The organism is Haloterrigena salina JCM 13891 (assembly GCF_000337495.1).
GTDB classification, from domain to species: Archaea; Halobacteriota; Halobacteria; order Halobacteriales; family Natrialbaceae; genus Haloterrigena; species Haloterrigena salina.
Genome location: NZ_AOIS01000045.1, coordinates 180,422 through 198,820 on the forward strand (window position 1 = coordinate 180,422; position 18,399 = coordinate 198,820).

At 67.9% G+C, this 18,399-nt stretch carries 18 protein-coding genes; 9 read left to right on the forward strand and 9 right to left on the reverse strand.

The annotated features are described in order from the left end of the window. Positions 1-6: 6 nt before the first annotated feature. Positions 7-777 carry a hypothetical protein gene (locus tag C477_RS13495; RefSeq protein WP_049914530.1) on the reverse strand — a complete coding sequence of 257 codons (771 nt, stop codon included), beginning with the start codon at positions 775-777 and terminating at the stop codon, positions 7-9. 124 nt (positions 778-901) lie between these two features. After that, positions 902-1,744: an aldo/keto reductase gene (locus C477_RS13500; protein WP_049914531.1), complete on the reverse strand. Its 843-nt coding sequence runs from the start codon at positions 1,742-1,744 to the stop codon at positions 902-904. A 196-nt stretch (positions 1,745-1,940) separates the two neighbouring features. Here C477_RS13500 and C477_RS13505 point away from each other — a divergent pair, with 196 nt between their 5' ends. The 4 genes from C477_RS13505 to C477_RS13520 are packed head-to-tail and all read left to right on the forward strand — an operon-like array spanning position 1,941 to position 5,533. Continuing rightward, positions 1,941-2,915, forward strand: coding sequence for a DUF4129 domain-containing protein (locus C477_RS13505; protein WP_008895059.1), 975 nt, complete (start codon positions 1,941-1,943; stop codon positions 2,913-2,915). A gap of 10 nt (positions 2,916-2,925) precedes the next feature. Next, positions 2,926-3,474 (forward strand): DUF7269 family protein, encoded by a 549-nt coding sequence (locus C477_RS13510; RefSeq protein WP_008895060.1) that lies wholly within the window; start codon positions 2,926-2,928, stop codon positions 3,472-3,474. Next, positions 3,471-5,021, forward strand: coding sequence for a DUF58 domain-containing protein (locus tag C477_RS13515; RefSeq protein WP_008895061.1), 1,551 nt, complete (start codon positions 3,471-3,473; stop codon positions 5,019-5,021). Before C477_RS13510 ends, C477_RS13515 begins: the two co-directional genes overlap by 4 nt. Further along, entirely contained in the window at positions 5,018-5,533 is a 516-nt protein-coding gene (locus C477_RS13520; protein ID WP_152423325.1) for a DUF7519 family protein, read from the forward strand. Before C477_RS13515 ends, C477_RS13520 begins: the two co-directional genes overlap by 4 nt. Positions 5,534-5,592: 59 nt before the next feature. On the opposite strand, the gene C477_RS13525 is transcribed toward C477_RS13520, so the two are convergent. Continuing rightward, entirely contained in the window at positions 5,593-6,543 is a 951-nt protein-coding gene (locus C477_RS13525; RefSeq protein ID WP_008895063.1) for an AAA family ATPase, read from the reverse strand. Positions 6,544-6,958: 415 nt separating this feature from the next. On the opposite strand from C477_RS13525, the gene C477_RS13530 reads away from it, so the two are divergent. Continuing rightward, the gene (locus C477_RS13530; RefSeq protein WP_008895064.1) at positions 6,959-7,741 is read left to right on the forward strand and encodes a class I SAM-dependent methyltransferase; all 783 of its coding nucleotides are present in this window, start codon (positions 6,959-6,961) and stop codon (positions 7,739-7,741) included. A 25-nt stretch (positions 7,742-7,766) separates the two neighbouring features. Here C477_RS13530 and ric read toward each other — a convergent pair whose 3' ends face one another. Both ric and C477_RS13540 read right to left on the reverse strand, forming a co-directional pair. Next, positions 7,767-8,483 (reverse strand): iron-sulfur cluster repair di-iron protein, encoded by a 717-nt coding sequence (gene ric / locus C477_RS13535; protein ID WP_008895065.1) that lies wholly within the window; start codon positions 8,481-8,483, stop codon positions 7,767-7,769. 320 nt (positions 8,484-8,803) lie between these two features. Then, a complete protein-coding gene (locus C477_RS13540) occupies positions 8,804-9,550 on the reverse strand; it encodes a proteasome assembly chaperone family protein (protein ID WP_049914542.1) in 747 nt (248 codons plus the stop codon). A gap of 125 nt (positions 9,551-9,675) precedes the next feature. Between C477_RS13540 and C477_RS13545 the strand changes: the two genes are divergently transcribed. From C477_RS13545 to C477_RS13560, 4 genes are all read left to right on the forward strand, one after another. Next, the gene (locus C477_RS13545) at positions 9,676-10,584 is read left to right on the forward strand and encodes an RsmB/NOP family class I SAM-dependent RNA methyltransferase (protein WP_008895067.1); all 909 of its coding nucleotides are present in this window, start codon (positions 9,676-9,678) and stop codon (positions 10,582-10,584) included. Then, complete coding sequence (locus C477_RS13550) at positions 10,584-11,090, forward strand: DUF7122 family protein (RefSeq protein ID WP_008895068.1); 507 nt, start codon at positions 10,584-10,586, stop codon at positions 11,088-11,090. Before C477_RS13545 ends, C477_RS13550 begins: the two co-directional genes overlap by 1 nt. An 89-nt stretch (positions 11,091-11,179) precedes the next feature. Beyond that, the gene (locus tag C477_RS13555) at positions 11,180-12,220 is read left to right on the forward strand and encodes a hypothetical protein (protein ID WP_008895069.1); all 1,041 of its coding nucleotides are present in this window, start codon (positions 11,180-11,182) and stop codon (positions 12,218-12,220) included. A 314-nt stretch (positions 12,221-12,534) separates the two neighbouring features. Continuing rightward, positions 12,535-13,557: a DMT family transporter gene (locus tag C477_RS13560; RefSeq protein ID WP_008895070.1), complete on the forward strand. Its 1,023-nt coding sequence runs from the start codon at positions 12,535-12,537 to the stop codon at positions 13,555-13,557. A 24-nt stretch (positions 13,558-13,581) separates the two neighbouring features. On the opposite strand, the gene C477_RS13565 is transcribed toward C477_RS13560, so the two are convergent. The 4 genes from C477_RS13565 to C477_RS13580 form a co-directional block, all read right to left on the reverse strand. Further along, positions 13,582-14,430: an alpha/beta fold hydrolase gene (locus tag C477_RS13565; RefSeq protein ID WP_008895071.1), complete on the reverse strand. Its 849-nt coding sequence runs from the start codon at positions 14,428-14,430 to the stop codon at positions 13,582-13,584. Positions 14,431-15,014: 584 nt separating this feature from the next. After that, positions 15,015-15,941, reverse strand: a complete 927-nt coding sequence (locus C477_RS13570) for a VOC family protein (protein ID WP_008895072.1) — start codon at positions 15,939-15,941, stop codon at positions 15,015-15,017. 87 nt (positions 15,942-16,028) lie between these two features. Next, positions 16,029-16,481, reverse strand: a complete 453-nt coding sequence (locus C477_RS13575; protein ID WP_008895073.1) for a response regulator — start codon at positions 16,479-16,481, stop codon at positions 16,029-16,031. A gap of 283 nt (positions 16,482-16,764) precedes the next feature. Further along, positions 16,765-18,360: a DUF790 family protein gene (locus C477_RS13580; protein ID WP_008895074.1), complete on the reverse strand. Its 1,596-nt coding sequence runs from the start codon at positions 18,358-18,360 to the stop codon at positions 16,765-16,767. Between the last annotated feature and the right edge of the window lie 39 nt (positions 18,361-18,399).

An 18,399-nucleotide genomic window follows, 5' to 3' on the forward strand; every position in this document is an offset into this window, starting at 1 on the left:
AAAGGGCTACTGCGACGGACGAACCAGGTTCGCCAGCGCGACGACGACCCCGAGGAACCAGCCCAGCGGGATCGAGATGCCGAGCCACATCGCCGCGTAGGCGGCGCCCTCGAGTTGGTAGTTCGACCGCAGGTAGTCGTTAACGCCGCCGACGGTGAGCACGTTGTCGAGCGCCCAGGCGGCGAACTCGTAGCTGGGATCTAAGATGTACGGGTGCAGCGACGGCGTCACGAGTGCCGCGACGACCGGCGGGAGGAACAGCGCCGTCATCGCGAACGGATAGGCGAAGATCACCGTCACCGCGCGGCCGCCGACCTTGGTACACGTCGCCGCGAGCGCGGTCGACACCGTCGCGACCGCGCTCGCCGCCGCGACGGCGAGGACCGAATCGATAGGAATGTCGACCTGTTCCATGTACGACATCGCGCCCCAGGCGACGGTCAGGAGCCCCCAGCCGAGCAGCGCGACACCCGTGACGCCGACGATGCCGAGACGGGTTCGCGTCGAGTCGAGTTTCGCCGCGTAGTAGCGGGTTGCGAGTCCGATGACGGTCAGTGGGTAGAGGAGCAGTAAGCCGAATAGTCCGAGGATACTCCAGCCGTTGTAGCCGATCTTCTGGGGGAGCGTTTCTGGCTTCCACTTCCCCATGACGGAGTGGCCGCGGCCACGCTGACGTGGAAAGACGAGCTCCATCCACGCACCGTGTAACCGCTGTACGTCGGCCTTGATCGCGCCGACGAACCCACCACCGCCACGTTGTCGTGAGCGGGTAGACATACGCGAGCCATAAAGCCGGTGTACCGTAAGCTTTCCTGAATTTCACGCGAGAGAAACATGTCTCGATCGACCACCGTACCGGCGTCGGCGGCGTCTCTCGCCGGTGTCGGCTGCTCGAGAGGTCTCAGTTCCAGGGCGCGAAGCTGGGGTCGACCTGCCGCTGCGTCTCGTCGATGCTATCGATTTTGTCGATGTCCTCTCGATCCAGTTCGAGAGTCAGGGACGCCCAGTTGTCGCGGATGTGCTCCTCGCTGGTCGCCTTCGGGATCGCGGTGACCCCCTTCTCGCGCAGCCAGGCGAGGCTGACCTGGGCCTCGCTGACGCCGTGTTTTGCCGCGACGTCCTGAACCTCGGGCTGGTCGAAGATCTCGCCGCGGGCGATCGGCGAGTAGGCGACGACCTCGACGCCGGCGTTCTCGCAGGCCTCCCGGAGGTCGGGCTGGGGGAGCAGCGGGTGGAGTTCGACCTGGTTGGCCAGGATCGGCGCGTTGCAGACGTCGACGGCCTCCTGGACCTGCTCGGGGAGGAAGTTGCTGATGCCGACGTTCTCGATCAGCCCCTCGTCGTACAGCTCCGAGAGCGCCGACAGCGTTCCCTCGGGGTCGTACTCGCCGGTCGGCCAGTGGATGTACAGCATGTCGAGGTAGTCGACGCCGAGCCGGTCGATGCTCTCGCGAGCCGTCTCGAGGACGTCGTCGTGTGCGAGGTTGGAGCGCCAGACCTTGGTCGCGAGGAAGACCTCGTCGCGGTCGACGTCGGCCGCCGCGATCCCCTCGCCGACGGCCGCCTCGTTGTCGTACGCTTGGGCGGTGTCGATGTGACGATAGCCCGCCTCGAGGGCCGTTCGGACGCTCTCGACGCACTGGTCTGGATCGTCGTTCTGCCAGGTTCCGAACCCGAGCATCGGCATGCCGTTCGCGGTCGGACACGTTCCGGGCACAACAGTTTCGGCGTCTTCCGTTCCCATGTGCGGAGGGAGGGACAGGGCGCGAAAAGGAGTTGTGTTTGCAGTAGCGTCTACCGGAAGCCGTCGTGCAATGTGACACCGGAGAGTACGCTGCGACGAGTCGTCCGTACCGAGCCCCGGAACTGCGAATTCGACGCGAGTTCGCGTCGATCCGGTCTGGAGTAAAACATTTCACGTATTACAAGAAAGAAAGGGCGTGGACAGAGATACGGGTCGCGTCGTGGCGATCGCCGTCCTGTGCTGTCTCGCCGTCGTGCTCGCGGCGGCGACGTTGCCGTCGATGGTCGAGAACGGCGGGAGCGGCGGCGGGTTCGGCGGCGCCGACGGCGGCGCCAGCGACGTCGAGGAACAGGGTGAACCCCCGGCGGCCGATTCCGGCGCCGAGGGAGACGAGGCGTTCGAATTCACGGGACTGTGCGTCGCGTTCCTCGACTCGGAGCTTGGGTTCCTCGCGCTCGTGTTGGGCGCGGTCGGAATCGCCGCGCTGGCGACCCGATCGTACGATACCAGAGTAACACTCATGCTCTCGGTCGCCTTGCTCCCGCTGGTCGTGCTCGTCTTCGTCGTCCTCACCGGCAGCTGCGGGACCCAGACCCTCGAGCCGCCGGCTCCGCCGGCCGATCTGCAGCCGCCCGCGGAGAACGGCTCCGGCGGTCCGTTCGGCGGCGGCGACGGCGACGGTTCCGTTTCCGGGCCGACCCTGCCCTCGCTGCTCGTGTTGACCGTTCTGCTGGTGACCATCGTCGGGGCGTTCGCGGCGCTGTTCTACAGCGGCGACGACGAGGGTCGGGAATCGACGGATCCCGTCGCGGAACCGGATGACGCCGTTCAGCGGGGCGAACTCGGCCGCGCGGCCGGCGACGCCGCCGATCGGATCGAGGAAGGCGACGATTTCGAGAACGACGTCTACCGGGCCTGGCGCGAGATGACGGAGCCGCTCTCCGTCGACCGACCCGACTCGAGTACGCCCGGAGAGTTCGCGGCCGCGGCGCGGGACGCGGGGCTGGATCCGTCCCACGTCGACGAGTTGCGGACGATGTTCGAGGACATCCGCTACGGCGATTGCTCGGTCACGGACGACCGCGAGCGCCGCGCCGTCGAGCTGCTCAGACGGATCGAAGCGACCTACGCCGACGACGGTCGCGACCGCGAGAACGGAGCGACACGATGAACGGATACCCATGAACAAGTACGCGATAGTCGGCGCCGGACTGGTCCTGCTCGGTCTGGCGTTCGTGGCGGTCCCGGAACTGACCGGTCCCCTCAGCCTCGGCGAGTCGATCGTGACCGTGATCGGCGTGATCGCGCTCCTCCAGGGGCTTCGAACGGCGCGGGATCGCCGACACGCCGACGTCGGGCAGACGGAACTGCCGACGCCGGAGCGGCCCCAGGAGCTGCCGACTCCCGGCGAGGAGATCGACGCGACGATCGAATCGGGCGACGTGACGTTCGGACGGCAGGGACGAAAGCTCAACGAACGGCTCGAGCGGGCGGCCGTCGACGCGCTGATGCTCGGGGAGGGGCTGACCGAGGACGAGGCCCGGCAGGCCCTCGAGAACGGGACCTGGACGGACGATCCGCTGGCGGCGGCCCAGTTCACGAACGCCGTTCCCGACTGGGCGCCGTGGCGCGTTCGGGTCCGAACGGCGGTGCGTCGCGACCGCCCCCGCCGCGCCAGACGCGCCGCGGCCGAGATCGCTCGAATTTCGGGGGTGCACGACGACGAATGACGGACGGAGACGAGGACGGACGATCGGCTGACGACCGACGACCGACGGACGGCCGGGGCGAGCGAGCCGACGGCGGCGAGACCGCCGGTCTCGATACGGGGACTCGCTCCGAGCCCGGTTCCGATGCCGACGCCGGTGGTCAGATAGACGCCGAGACTGAGCCCGCTACTGCCGCCGAGACGGGATCCAGCACTGGCGTCGATACCGAACCCGACGACGATCTGCCCGAAGGCGCGGATGGTGAGACCGCAGACGCCGCGGAATCGGTCGTCGTCGACTCGAGCGTCCGGGAGACGAACCGCTGGGCCGGCGTCGCCGCCGTCGCCTCGGTGTTCGGCGGCGCCGGCGTCGTCGTCACGTCGCCGGCGCTGTTGCTGGCGGCGGTCGTCGGCATCGCGTACGCGGCCTACGCCCGGGCCGGTCGGCCGCCGGCCCCGACGCTCTCGATCGATCGCGAACTCGAGGACGGCGACCTCGAGCCTGGCGAATCCGTCCGCGTGACGGTACGCGTCCGCAACGACGGGGACGAACTCCTTCCGGATCTTCGGGTCGTCGACGGTGTGCCGGCGGAACTCGCCGTCACTGACGGCTCCCCGAGACACGGGACCGCGCTCCGGCCGGGCGAGACGGAGACGTTCTCCTACGCGGTGACCGCTCGCCAGGGTACCCACGCGTTCGAACCGATAGCCGTCGTCGCGCGAGGGTTCACCGGCGACGCCGAGCGCGTCCAGCGGATCCGCGTCGACGCCGAACTCCGCTGTCCGCCCGCCGAGGCGGAGACCGACCTCCCGCTGCGGTCGCTGACGCTGCCTTTGACCGGTCGCGTCGAGACCGACGTCGGCGGCGAGGGCCTCGAGTTTCACTCGACGCGGGAGTACCGCCGCGGCGATCCGCTCTCGCGGATCGACTGGAACCGCCGGGCTCGCGGCCAGGAGCTGACGACCGTGACGTTTCGGGAAGAGCGGTCGGCGACGGTGATACTCGCCGTCGACACGCGCACGGACGCGTACCGTCGGCCCGACGAGACGGGGCGTCACGCGGTCGATCGCAGCATCGAGGCGGCCGTCGCCGCGCTCGACGCGCTGGATGCGGGCGGCAACAACGTCGGCCTCGCCAGTTTCGGCCCGCACCCGCAGTGGCTGGCGCCGGGCTCCGGGGCCGACCACCGGGCGTCGGCCCGCCGGCTGCTCGCGACCGATTCGGCGTTCGATCTGTCCCCGCCGGAGTCGTCGACGTCGATGCTGTACGTCCAGCAAAAGCGGTTCCGCTCGCGGATGCCGCCCGATTCGCAGGTGATCCTGTTCACGCCGCTTTGCGACGACGACGTCGTGCGGACCGCGCAGTTGCTCGAGGCCGACGGCCACCTCGTGACGGTCGTGAGCCCCGATCCGACGGGCGGGGAGACGCCCGGCGAACGGCTCGGGGCGGTCGAACGAGCGGTCCGCATTTCGACGCTCAGGGGGGCGGGCATCAGGGTCGTCGACTGGCCGGCGGACGACTCGCTGGCGGCGACGCTCGAGCGCAGTCGACGGCGGTGGTCGGCGTGAGTACCGACGTCGACGCGGTCGACCCCGACCATCGGCCCGCGGTCCTGACGAGCGGGCTCTCGATCGTCGCATTACTCCTCGGAGTGCTCTCGAGCGCCCTCTACTCCCCGTTCGTGCTCGTCGGCGGCGCCGCCGCGCTGGTGATCCTCGGCGGCGGGCTCTGGACGGGGTCCCGTCGGGCCGTCACGATCGGTACCGCCGTCGCGCTCGCGGGGCTGCTCGCGGGCGGCATTCAGGGGGTTCCGTCGGTCCCGATGCTCGCGAGCGTCACCGCGACCGTGCTGGCCTGGGACGCCGGCCACCACGCGGTCGGGATCGGCGAGCAGCTCGGCCGGAAGGCGACGACGGCGAGGGCGGAGCTCCCCCACGTCGGCGCCACGGTCGTCGTCGGGCTGGTCGCCGCCGCCGGGAGCTACGCGGTCTTTATCGCCGGTCCCAGCGGCCAGCCGGTCGCGGCCGTGATCGCCATGCTGTTCGGGGCGATACTCCTGTTGGCGGCGTTGCAGCGATAATCAGTTGCGCGACGACGCGATTTCGTCGGTCGCTCGAGTTCCGGTAGAAACGGTCGCTCCTACTCGAGCGTCGGAACGGAGACGGACTCGAGCACCCGGTCGACGATGGCCGCCTTCGAGGCGCCGTCGACCGAGGCGTCGGGCGTGAGCACGAGCCGGTGGGCCAACACAGGGCCGGCCACCCGCTTGACGTCGTCGGGCGTCACGTAGTCGCGGCCGACGATGACGGCGCGGGCCCGCGCGGCCTCGAGCAGGCGCTGGGTGCCCCGCGGCGAGACGCCGACGTCGACCTGGTTTCGCGTGCGCGTTTCGCGAGTGATATCGGCGATGTAGGAGACGAGGTCGTCGTCGACCCGGACCGACTCGGGGACCTCTCGGAGCGCGCGGACGCGGTCGCCGTCCAGCACCGGATCGATGCTCGGACTCCGTTCGGTGCGGCCGAGTCGGCGCTGCAACAGCTCCCGTTCGCCGTCCGCGTCGGGGTAGCCGATCGACTGTTTCACCAGAAAGCGGTCGACCTGGGCCTCCGGCAGCGGGAAGGTGCCGGCCTGTTCGACGGGGTTCTGCGTCGCGATCACGAAAAACGGCTGCGGAAGCTGGTGCGTGTCCCCGTCGACGGTGACCTGGCCTTCCGCCATCGCCTCGAGCAGGGCGGCCTGGGTCTTCGGCGGCGCGCGGTTGATCTCGTCGGCCAGCACGACGTTCGCGAAGATCGGTCCCTCGGTGAAGTCGAAGGTGCCCTCGGACTCGTCGAACACGTGGGTCCCGGTCACGTCGGCCGGCAGCAGGTCCGGCGTGAACTGGATCCGAGAAAACGACAGCCCCAGCGCCGACGCTAGACTGTTCGCGGTCAGGGTCTTCCCGGTACCGGGCACGTCCTCCAGAAGGACGTGTCCCCGCGCGAGGACGCCGAGCAGCGCGGTCTCGAGGAACTCTCGGTCCGCGATGACGCTCCGACTGATGGCATCGAGGACGGCGTTACACTCCGCGCGCGCGTCGGTAATATCCATGTCGTACCCGTAGTGATACTTACACATAAACGACCGTGGTCGAACGAGGGAGTCGGTGTCCCCGAACGGAATTACCGGTGCGTTCGCGGCGTCCGGGCCTTCGAACGCTCCCCTGGCCGATCCGTTGCAGTTGCCGGACGAACTGCTCGTGCCGACGGAGAGCGCGATGATATTCGGGGATAGCTTGGTCTGCGTCCCCCGACAATCGTCGCGTGTCCAAGCGGAGACGAGCCCGACCGGCACGAGGAGGGGAGACGAACCGGCGGTGCCGTCTCGTGTTCCGGACGACGGACCCGAACCGACCGATGCCATCGATTTCCCACCGTTCGACGCTCGATGTAGTGCTGTCCGTGACCGGTGTGACGATTCCGGTCGTCGAAGAACCGCGGACCGAACGAAACGGCGACCGGCGACGATGACGGACCGACCGCTCTCGGACCGGCCGATGCACGGGGTTCTCGCTGCGCTGGGCAAGCGAGTGCTCCGTCCCGGCGGTCGAGCGCTGACTCGGCGGCTCCTCGAGGCGCTGGCCATCGGGCCGGCCGACGACGTCGTCGAATTCGCGCCCGGCGCCGGAGCGACGGCGCGACGCGCGCTGGCGTACGAGCCGAACTCGTACACCGGAATCGAACTGGACCGCGAGGCGGCGCGGGCGCTCCGGGACGATCTGGGCGGGCCCGGTCGCGAGATCGTCGTCGGTAACGCGGCCGACACCGACCTCGCGGACGGCGCCGCGGACGTCGTCTACGGCGAAGCGATGTTGTCGATGCAACCGGACGCGGGGAAGGCGGCGATCGTCCGCGAAGCGAACCGGCTCCTCGAGCCCGGTGGCGTCTACGGGATCCACGAACTGGAACTCGTCCCCGACGGGCTGGACGCGGAGACGAAGGCGACGGTTCGGGACGACCTGACTCAAGCGGCGAAGGTACGCGCCCGACCGCTGACGGAATCGGAGTGGGTATCGCTGCTCGAGACCGAGGGATTCACCGTCCGGTGGCGAGCGACCGCCCCCATGCGCCTCCTCGAGCCGCGGCGGGTCCTTCGAAGCGAAGGCGCGATCCGGACGCTACGGATCGCGGGGACGCTCCTCGCGCGGCCCGACCTCCGCGACCGGGTCCGGTCGATGCGACGGGCCTTCGGAAAGCACGGACGACGACTGAACGCGGTCGCGCTCGTCGCCGAAAAGACGGAGGCGTGATCGAGTCCGCAGCCCCGTCGGTCGACTACTCCGCGACGACGGTCTCGAGGCGTTCCTGCGCGTCGGGAAACATGACGTTGTTCTCCTTGTGGATGTGCAGGTGCATGTCCTCCTCGAGCAGTCGCAGCCGGTCGAGCATGTTGCGATAGCTGGTACACGCGCCCTCCGGGACCGCGTAGTCGTCGGTCAGCGAGCGGAGCCGCTCGAGGTGGGCGGCGGCCGCGTCGTGTTCGTCCTCGAGGTGGTCGATCGCCTCGCGGATGCGCGCCTCCTCGTCGCCGGTCAGCGCCGTCTCGTCCTCGAGGCGCTCGAGTTTGGGGAAGACGTTCTCCTCCTCGTCCTCGATGTGGTGGGAGACCTCGTCTTCGAGGTCGAGAAACGTCGATTCGATGTCGCGGAGTTCCGGGTGGTCGTCCCCGTGGACGCGGACGACCTTCCGGACCGTTCGCTCGAGCGATGGCAACTCGGCCCGGAGGTAGTCGTGGTGGGTCTCGACGATGTCGTCGACGAGCGCCGACAGTGAGTTCCAGCCGTCGGTTCCGTCGCCGCCGTCCGACCGCGAGTCGCGGAGTCGCTCGACGACGGCCCCGACCTCGAGGTCGGCGTCGGCACAGGCCCGCTCGAGCGAGTCGTCGCCGCCGCAGCAGTAGTCGATGCCGACGGATTCGAACACCGACGCGAATTCGGGGTTGTCCCTGACGAGCGCTCCGAGTCGTCGCTCCGGATTGATTTCGTCCGTCATCGGTCCTGAACGGCGGCGGTGTGTGGTTCAACTACGATACCGTTTCGACTGAGATTTCGCCGGAGGAATCGGTCGTCATCGTCGTCTGCCATTTGTTTAGGCTCGCCTAAACTCATACAGTCGGAGAAAGCGACGCCGCGTCGAAGGTGATTTTCCCGAACATGATCGGGTAGATCGGCGCGGTCTCGAGACGCCCGCTCCGAACGCGGACGCGTCGAGCGACTGGCGCGGTGCCACCGATCGACGGCACGGTTCCGGAATCGAGAGTTCGATCCCGGCGACGACCCCCGAGAGAACGAGCCGCGATCGAGCGGAGATCGCTACTGGTACATCCGCAGCGGCTGGGCCTGCGAACTCTCCTCTTGGCCGATCTGTTGCATCTGCTGGGCGAACTGCTCGCGCTTCTCTCGGATCTCCGCCGCGCGGTCGAGTAGCTCCTGGACCTCGACCTCGACGTCGGCGATCGGGCAGACGCCGTCCTCGAGGAGGACGCTCGCGGCCTCGGGGTCGGGGAACTGCGGGCTCGATTCGACGACGAGGCCGACGCTGTCGTAGCCGCGCTGTGCGGCGCGGTTGATGAGCGCCCCCGTCGGCCCCGTGACGACGCCGTCCTCGGGCGGCATGGCGATTCCGCGCTCCTCGAGTCGCTCGGCGGCGTTCCCGGTTCCGATCCCGTAGATGTCGGGTTCGTCCTCGCCCTCGCGTTCGGCCGGCAGCCCGCTGAGGTAGAGCGGCAGCGCGTCCTGGCCGACGATCCACTCGGTGAGACACTCGGCGACGGAGCCGACGGCGTCGGATTTGATCGGCGCGTCGCTGCGCAGCGCGAGGAGGTCGTGCTCCTCGCTGGCGTGGATCCGGACCGGCGGCCGGGCCGTGCGGTCGCCGCCGCGGTAGACGCCGACCCGGGGCAGCCCGCCGCAGTCGACGCTGGCGTAGTAGCGCATGTCGAGTTCCTCGATGAGGTGGTCGGTCGCGATCTTGCCGACGAGTCCGAGCCCGGGGAAGCCCTCGACGAGAACCGGTTCCTCGAGGTCCATCTCGGGCCCCTGCTGGCGGATCTGTGCCATGTTCGAGACGTCTGTCGGCGTACCCATAAAATCGAGGGCGGCGGCTACCGGGCCGGAGCGGCGTCGATTCGGCCGCGCCCGGCGCTTCGAAACCCACAAACGCGGGGCGTGCGAATCCGGGTCCAATGGAGCCACTCGAGCGGTATCGACCTATCGTCGACGATTTCGACGCGTTCCTCGAGGCCTGTGAGCGGCCGCTGGGCAACGCCGCCCGCGTCAACACCATCAAGGCCTCGGTCGAGCGGACGCTCGAGGCCCTCGAGGAGGAGGGTCTCGCGTACGAGCAGGCCGACTGGAACCCCCGCGTATTGGACCTCGAGACCGGGTCGCCGGGATCGACGTGGACCTCGTTCCACGGCTTCACCCACGGTCAGGAGGAGGTCTCGGCGGTGCCGCCGGTCGTCCTCGATCCCCAACCCGGCGAGCGGGTCTGGGACAGCTGTGCCGCGCCGGGCGGGAAGGCGACACAGCTCGCCGCGCTGATGGACGACGAGGGGACCGTCGTGGCCAACGACAACAACCTCGGGCGCATCTCGGCGCTGCGCTTCAACGCCGAGCGCCTCGGCGCGACGAGCCTCGCCGTCACGAACGCCGACGCGCGCAACTACTCCCTGAACCGGTTCGACTTCGACGAGTTCGACCGCGCGCTCGTCGACGCGCCCTGTACCTGCGAGGGGACGATCCGGAAGAACCCCGACGCGCTGGACAACTGGTCCGAGGGAGCCATCGCGTCCGTCGCGGGCGTCCAGAAAGGTATCCTCCGGCGGGCGATACAGGCCACCCGCGAGGGCGGCACCGTCGTCTACTCGACGTGTACTTTCGCCCCCGAGGAGAACGAGGCGGTCGTCCAGCACGCACTCGAGGAGGAGGATTGCCGCGTCGTCGACTTCGATCTCGACCTCGAGTACTCGCCCGGCCTGACCGAGTGGGACGGCGAGGAGTTCGACTCGAGCCTCGAGCGGACGGCGCGGATCTACCCCCACCAGAACGACACCGGCGGCTTCTTCGTCACGAAACTGGAGGTGACCGCGTGATGAGCGAAAACGACGGGCAGCGCTTCGACCGTCTCCCCGCGACGCCGGCCGAGCGGACCGTCGAGGGCCGGGTCAGCCGCGAGGAGGTCGTCGACTACTTCGAGGACCGGTTCGGGATTCCGCCCGAAACGTTCGCCGACTACACGTTCTGGGAGAAAGGTGCCGGCAAGATCTGGATCTACGCCGGCGAGGCGCCGACGCCCCTCGAGATCGAGGCCATCGGGATGACCTGTCTGCGGACGCGCCAGGAACACTGGAAGCCGACGACGGACTTCGTCCAGCGCTTCGGCGGTCGCGCGACCGACTGCGTGATCGAACTCGACCGCGAGGAGGCGCGGGCCTTTGCGACCGGCGAAGACCAAGAAATCGAGCGCTGGGAGGGCGACTGGGGGTACCTGATCGGCGCTCATACAATCGCCGACGACCTCGAGCCGATCGGGATCGGCCTCTACGTCCACGGCGAACTGCGCTCGATGGTGCCGAAGGGGCGCCAGCGAGAGCTGTAAGTCGGCCTCGAGCCGGCGGAGCGATCCCGCGGGGTTCACAGGCTGAAGGTCCATCTAGCTACTAAGTGAGCGGTGCTGGTAGCGCCCGTATGAGCGACGAAGACGCCCCGACGGCGTCCCAGCCCGACGCCGGGCTCGCCGAGCGCCTCGAGGCCGGCGAACTCGTTCGCTGGATCTACCTCTACGGCGATCGGCGCCGCCTGTCAGCGATCCTCCTCGCGGCCGTTTTCGGCGTCTCGTTGGTGCTCATTCGGGCCGGACTGATCACGCCCGCCGAGGCGGGCGACGTGACGACGCTCTCGGGCGCGCTAATCGGCGGGATGCTCCCCTTCATCACTGTCGTCCTCGCGATCAACCAGCTGATACTCTCCGAGGAGTTCGGCTCGACCGGGGCGTTCTTCCAGCGCTTGGAGGAGACCGCCGAGTATCGCCGCCGAATCGAGGATCACACCGGCTACCGCCCGTCGCCGGCCGAGCCGTCGGAGTTCCTCCGCGTCCTGATTGAGGCGAAGCGAAAGACGGCGCTCGGATTGCAGAACGCCTGTCGCGACAGGCCGGACGACGTCGAGTCGCGAGTCGACTCGTTCGTTTCCCAGACCGATCCGCAGGATCGGGACGCCATCGAGACGCTCGCCGACGTCAGGTTCGGGTCGTTCGATGTCATCTCCGTGATCCTCCACTACAACGATCCGTGGCAACTTCAGATCGTCCGACAGCTTCGGGAACGCCACCGCGATTCCCTCCCCGGCCCCGCCGACGAGCAGTTAGAGCGACTCGAGGAACTGCTCGGAGACATTCACATCGCCCGGCAGTACTTCAAGAGCGTCTACATGCAACAGGAACTGGCCGACCTCTCGAAGATCCTGCTCTACGTCGGCTTCCCGACGCTACTCGGCGGCGCGTTCGTCATCATCGCGTACGGAAATCTGCTGGCGCTCGGTCTCCACTTCTACGTCTACGTGCTGGTCGTGAGCGCGACGATCACAGCTCTGTTCAGCCCCTTCGCCGTCCTGTTGCTCTACGTGCTCCGAATCGCGACCATCGCCCGACGCACGGCCGCGGACTTCGGGCCGTTCGTCCTGCAGCAGGAACTCCCCGAAGAGGAGACCAAGACCCTCGAGTTCTCGTGACGCCGGCCGACGTCGCGATCGCTCACGCGGCACGTCCTCCGAGAGGTGTCCGAGTCATCGGCAGCGAGCCCACTCAGCACCACAGTTGTCGCCGTCGTCGATCGGTTACGGTCGTCCGGTCGGAACCGACACGCCGTCGGCAGTCAGCGGTGCAGCCCCGTTGTGATATCCGATATCGTCTTGATCTATCAATGATTATCATGGCGTTCTACTACCGCGTTGGTTGGTAACATATATCTGCGAATACTGTGGTTTCAGGCCCTATATCGAGATATTAGCAACATACAAGTGTCCGGGAACCGTTTCGATATGAAATGACTGAAAAGGGATATCTAACGCTCTTCGTTCTCCTCGCGATCGCTTGGGGGACCGCCTTCGCGGCGATCGAGGTCGGACTGGCGACGCTGCCGCCGATCCTCTTTGCGGCCTTCCGGCTCGACGTCGCGACACTGCTGTTTGCCGGCGCCATCGTCGGCCTCGGACGGGAGTGGCGACCCCGGACGCGCACCGACTGGATAACGATCGGCGTCGCGGGCGGACTGATGGTCGGCGCTCATTACGGGCTGTTGTTCATCGGTCAGTCGTACGTCTCGAGCGCCGTCGCCGCGATCGTCCTGAGTCTGACGCCGATCGCGACGCCGCCGCTCGCGCTCGCGCTCCTCCCGCAGGAACGGCTCCGTGCACCCGCCGTCGTCGGACTCTTCGTCGGGCTCGCCGGCGTCGTCGTGATCGCGCTTTCGGGCGGCTCGCTCGGCGGACAGGCGATCGGCGTCGCCCTGCTGTTCGGTTCGGCGTTCGCCTTCGCGGTGGGCTCGGTACTGACCGAGCGATTACAGCGCACGCTGCCGGTACTGTCGTTGCAGACGTGGGCGATGGCTCTCGGCGCGGGGATCCTGCACGGCGTGAGCTACGCTCACCCGGGCGAAACCGTCCCCTCGCTGGCGGCGTGGACGACCGCGACGGTTGCCGCGCTCGCGTATCTGGGGATCGTCGCCACCGCGGGCGGGTTCCTCGCGTACTTCCTCCTGCTCGACCGCATCGGTGCGAGCCAGCTCAGCCTCGTCAATTACGCCTCGCCCGTCGTCGCCGCTCTCGTCGGCTGGGCGCTGCTGGGCGAATCGATCACGCTCGCGACGGTCAGCGGGTTCGGGATGATCGTCCTCGGCTTCGCCCTCTGTCAGCTCCCGTCGCTCTGGCGACTGCTGGCGCCGGTCGCCGGCTACAAACCGCGGCGCCGGCCGGCCGCGGACGATTGCGTCGTCGTCGACGGCAACGTCTACGTCCCCGACGACCGCGATACCGGTCGCGCCCCCTCCGCTACACCTTCCGCAGACTGACGCGTTCAATCCGAAGACGCGCTCTTACTGCCGCACTCGAGTCGCTGCTTCGCCGCGGAGAAACCGCTCGACCCAGTCGTCGAACCCCGCCTTTCGCTCGAGGAAGGCGCCGTGACGGGCGCCGGAGAACATCGCGAGTTGGCCGTCTGGGAGCCCCTCGTAGGTCTCGCGAAGGATCCCCTCGGGGAAGAACGGATCGTCGGTGCCGCCGATGACCAGCGTTCGGGACTCGAGATCCGCGAGGCGGTCGGTCCCGTCGTAGTCGCGGACCGCCTCGAAGGAGATCGGCACGTCTCGCGGATCGGCGGGGTTCGGCGGGTGGACTCGTCCGACTGTCCGGGAGAGCAACGGCACGGCCCGACGCCAGGCGCCCGTGAACATCGCCTCGTAAAGGCGGGCACGAATCTCGGTCCACTCGCCCTCGAGGGCTAAGCGATGGAGTTCGCGGACGAGCGGCCGGCCGCTCTCGGCGAGCCGACAGCCCGAGACGCCGAGGACGAGGCGGTCGATCAGGTCGGGCCGCTCGCGGGCGAGTTCCTGCCCGATCAGCCCGCCCATCGAGAGCCCCAGCACGGACGCCGCTCCGACGTGGTCCGCGAGGACGCGTTCGTAGTCGCGGGCCATCGCGCCGATCGATTGACGGTCCTTGAGTCCGCGCGGGCGGCTGACCAGATAGACGGTGTAGTCGGCGAGAAACCGGCGGAAAGTGGCGGCGGTCGTCACCGCGTCGGTGCGGCCGTACGCCCCGTCGAACATCGCGTCGCCGATGCCGGGGATCACGAGCAGCGTCTCCGGACCGTGGCCGACGCGGACGTACGGGTACCGGCCGTCGAACTGTCCGGTGTCGAACCGTTTCGTCAGTGTGGCTCCCATCCGAATCCTCTCGAGACGAACTGCACCGTCGGCGCGTAAAATAGTTGAACCCGCTCGTGCCGCGGTGACTCGAGTCATCCCTGCTCCTTCGCTGTGGTGTGGCCTGCTTGTTAGCGACTGCAATCGGCTGCGGTAATCGGTTCGAGATGCGAACTGTGCATCTGTCCGAATAACTCACCCGGACTTGGCGCCAACGCGTAGCCAACTCCACACGCCGATGAGTGCGCAAACAACCGTATAGACGCCGAGAAGGGCGACCCAGCCCGTCCAGTAGCGGGTACGAAAAATAGAGCGAGTCCGAGTCCGATCGTCGTTACTCCGACCAGAATCGTCGCCAACCCGCCGACTCGAGCGATTCGGTCGTCCGGGAGGTTCGCGCCCGGTGCGAAAACGAGATCCGCACGGCCGTCCGCACGTATCACGTATCCCAGATAGATCATTCCGATCCCCGCTCCACCGAGGAGCAAAGCACCGATCACATCACCGGGGTTCATACTCGCCGATTTGTTTCGGTTATTGATAAGTCCCCGCCGGTGCTTACCGCGAGTTCCGCGAATCACTTCGGATAACAAAATCGGCGACGACTATCGGGACAACTCCGGCAACCCGTCCTCGATCTCCTCGCGTCGGTCCTCGAGCCACTCGGGGAGGACGAGTCGGTCGCCGAGCGCCTCGAGTTCCTCGTCGACCGTGTAGCCGGGGGATTTGGTGGCGTACTCGAAGAGCACGGTGCCGTACTCGCGGGCGTAGACCGATTTGAACCACTTGCGGTCGATGATCTCGGTGGGTCGCAGCCCGCGGTCGATCAGGAACTGGCGCCACTCCTCCTGTTCGTCTTCGGCGACCTGGAACGCGACGTGGTGGACAGTGCCGGCGCCGGGGACCCCGCGTCGCGCCTGCGGATCCTCCACGATATCGACGACGAAGCCCAGGTCGCCGTCGGCCGTGTAGCGCTTGCGCGTGCCGTCGCGGTCGGTCTGGCGGTAGCCCATCTCCTTCAACAGGTCGCCGGTCGGATCGGCGCCGGTCAGCGAGAGGGTCACGCCGAAGAAGCCGCGGATCGCGTGGGCGTGGGGAACGGGGCTCTCCGGGAGGTTCGCCGGGGGCGCGTCCGCGCGAGCGACCAGTTCCAGCGGCAATCCGTCGGGGTCGGTAAACGGGAGGACGGTGTCGCCGAACCGCTCGCGCGGTTCCGCCGGCTCGACGCCGGCGTCGGCGAGTCGCTCGCGCCAGTAGTCGAGCGAGCCGTCGGGAACGAGAAACGACACCGCGCTGGCCTGGCCCGCGCCGACCCGTCCGTCGCGGGCGTCGGTGTAGGGGAAGAAGGTCATGCTCGTCCCCGGCGTCCCCTCGTGGTCGGCGTAGAAGAGGTGGTAGACCGAGACGTCGTCCTGATTGACGCTTCGCTTGACGAGTCGGAGGCCGAGCGTCTCGGTGTAGAACTCGTAGTTTCGCTGCGGATCGCTCGCGATGGCGGTGACGTGGTGGAGGCCGGGAGTTGCCGTCGGCATGAACGATCGTACCACGGCGGGCGGGATAACGCTGGGGCCGACGCTCGGCTGGCGGTTGTATCGTCGGTCGGCGCTCGCAGAAGGGGACTACGCGGATGCGGGGGGTAACGTCGCCTCGTCGAACCAGAACGCTTCGACGGCCCGGCCGATCTCGGTGAACTCGTCGGGATCGCTCGGCTTGGTAAGGTAGGCGTTCGCACAGAGCTCGTAGCTCCTGGCGATGTCCTCGGTCGCCTCCGAACTCGTGAGCACGAGCACCGGCGGCGCGCTCACGTCCGGTTCGGTCTTGATCGCCTCGAGGACGTCGAACCCGCTCGTCCGGGGCAGGTTCAGATCGAGGAGGACCAGACTCAGCTCCGTGGCGTCGACGCCGGCCCGCTGATCGCGAAGGAACTCGAGGGCCGTATCACCGTCGTGGGCCGTATGAAAGGTCGTCGAGACGCCGGCCTCCCGGAACGCTTCCTCGACTAGCCGAACGTCGCCGGGATTGTCTTCGACGAGCAAAATCTGTATCGGCTCGGTCTCACGATTGTTGGTCACGGAGATGCACGTTTCTTCGTTGACACCACTCCCGGTTAAGTCTGCGTACTAAAGAAATTGGATCGAACCCTCTTCGGAGTTCGATAGGTGTGAACGCTTCCCGACGATACCGGCCGAAAAAGCGTATGTAAGTAAAGATGGTGCTGATTATTTCCTCTCGGAATCCTAGCAGGTCTCGGGTTAGGTATCCGAGCTATCGATCCGCGAATAGCTCTCGAACCGCCGTTCCGCACGATCTCGGGTCCCGTTCGTCGGCGTTCGCACCGACGACGCGACGGTCCGACTACCGCTCGACGAGCGTCCCGCCGGCCAGCCCCTCCCACTCGACGCGGTAGCCGAGTTCCGAGAGGATCGCACTCGAGTCGCTGAACCCGGCCGCCTCGAGGCTCTCCTCGGCGTCGGAAAGCGCCATCCCGGCCTCGATCTCGTCCACCAGCGACTCGAGGACGGCTGGTCGGACGAGCGTTCGGCCGACCCGCTCGTGGTCGGGGAACGCGACGTCGGCCAGCGCGTCCTCGCTGACACCTCGTCGGCCGGCCAGCGCCTCGAGGGAGAGCACGTCCTCGTCGGGGCGCAGTTCGTCGGGCAGCGCGGCGGCGCTCTCGGCGACGAGTTGGCGTTCGTACTCCCGGAGGACGCCGGCGACGTCCTTCAGCCGGACGCTCCCGGAGTAGGGGATCGCCCGGAAGTCTCGGGCCGCGATCTCCTCGCCGACGCCCAGCGACTCGTCGACGGCGACGATCAGTTCGACGTCCTCGAGGTCCGACAGCTGCGCGAGTTTCTTCTCGACGTATTCGGGCGTCCAGAAGCCCATAATCTCGAAGTAGACGCGGAACTCGCTATGTCCGCCGTCGGCTTCGTCCGACGAGTCCCTGCGGGCGCTGCCCCCAGGACGATAGTCGAACGCGAAATCGGGGATCATCACCCGCGTTCCCGTCGCGAGCGGCTCGGGTTCGCGAACGAGGTCCCACTCGAGGTCCAGGTTCGAAAAGCGCGCGGCGAAGTCGGCCTCGACGCCGCTGTCGAAGGACACCTCGGCGACGGGCTCGGTGTCGGGCACGCGGACGGGATCCGCGTCCGAGAGCCGCAGCGTCCGTTCGGTCCCGCGGTCGTCGACCGTCGCCTCGAGGCGCCACTCGTCGGCCTTCGCGACCGTCCGGAGGAGGCGGGCGAACCGGGTACCGTACCGGCGGGTCGCCCGGAAGAGGTGGGTCGGTCCGGTGACGACCACCTCGCGCTCGGCGATGCCGAGTTCGGACGCGTCATCGCCGTTCTCGTCGTTTTCGACCTCGAGCCGCCGGATCTCGTACATCAATCGCAGTCGCTTGATCGCCGAAACGAGCGCCTTCGGATCGCTCGAGCGGACCCGGAGTTCGGTGGCGTCGAAGAGCGCGGTCTGTGCCAGCGAGAGGTTGTACTGGGCCACCAGTTCGTCGGGCTCCCACCGCGCGGCCAGTTCGGTGAGGACCTGTCGCTCCTCGAGGTCGGCGTACAGCGCCCCCGCGATGGCGTCGGCCGAGACGCCGAGCGACTCGCCGGCGCGAGCGAGGGCCGCGGCGCGCTCGTCCTCGCTCACGACGCCGACCGCTTCGGCGGCTTCGAAGGCGGTCCGGCGCGCTCGTTCGGGGTCGATCTCGGCGTCGGTCTCGAACGTCGCGTCGCGCTCGAGTAGCGCCGACAGCCCCCTGACGAGCTTGAAATCGTCCGCGTCGCGTTCAAGTTCAGTCACAGCCGCCTCGAGTTCCGCGCGAGATTCGCCGACGTGGCCCTGATACGTCCCGATGACGCGGGCGGCGAGCGGACGGTGCTCCCGATCGGCGAACTGGAGGTGGTAGCCGCCTCCGGCCCGCGAGACGCGGAGCAGGTCCTTGGTCAGCATTCGGTCGGTATCGGCGCGGCGCGGCAAAAAGTGGTCCGC

Coding starts and splice junctions, on each gene's coding strand:
- C477_RS13495 (WP_049914530.1), bottom strand. CDS start 777: ATGTCTACCCGCTCACGACAACGTGGCGGTGGTGGGTTCGTCGGCGCG.
- C477_RS13500 (WP_049914531.1), bottom strand. CDS start 1,744: ATGGGAACGGAAGACGCCGAAACTGTTGTGCCCGGAACGTGTCCGACC.
- C477_RS13510 (WP_008895060.1), top strand. CDS start 2,926: ATGAACAAGTACGCGATAGTCGGCGCCGGACTGGTCCTGCTCGGTCTG.
- C477_RS13515 (WP_008895061.1), top strand. CDS start 3,471: ATGACGGACGGAGACGAGGACGGACGATCGGCTGACGACCGACGACCG.
- C477_RS13525 (WP_008895063.1), bottom strand. CDS start 6,543: ATGGATATTACCGACGCGCGCGCGGAGTGTAACGCCGTCCTCGATGCC.
- C477_RS13530 (WP_008895064.1), top strand. CDS start 6,959: ATGACGGACCGACCGCTCTCGGACCGGCCGATGCACGGGGTTCTCGCT.
- ric (WP_008895065.1), bottom strand. CDS start 8,483: ATGACGGACGAAATCAATCCGGAGCGACGACTCGGAGCGCTCGTCAGG.
- C477_RS13540 (WP_049914542.1), bottom strand. CDS start 9,550: ATGGCACAGATCCGCCAGCAGGGGCCCGAGATGGACCTCGAGGAACCG.
- C477_RS13545 (WP_008895067.1), top strand. CDS start 9,676: ATGGAGCCACTCGAGCGGTATCGACCTATCGTCGACGATTTCGACGCG.
- C477_RS13550 (WP_008895068.1), top strand. CDS start 10,584: ATGAGCGAAAACGACGGGCAGCGCTTCGACCGTCTCCCCGCGACGCCG.
- C477_RS13555 (WP_008895069.1), top strand. CDS start 11,180: ATGAGCGACGAAGACGCCCCGACGGCGTCCCAGCCCGACGCCGGGCTC.
- C477_RS13560 (WP_008895070.1), top strand. CDS start 12,535: ATGACTGAAAAGGGATATCTAACGCTCTTCGTTCTCCTCGCGATCGCT.
- C477_RS13565 (WP_008895071.1), bottom strand. CDS start 14,430: ATGGGAGCCACACTGACGAAACGGTTCGACACCGGACAGTTCGACGGC.
- C477_RS13570 (WP_008895072.1), bottom strand. CDS start 15,941: ATGCCGACGGCAACTCCCGGCCTCCACCACGTCACCGCCATCGCGAGC.
- C477_RS13580 (WP_008895074.1), bottom strand. CDS start 18,360: ATGCTGACCAAGGACCTGCTCCGCGTCTCGCGGGCCGGAGGCGGCTAC.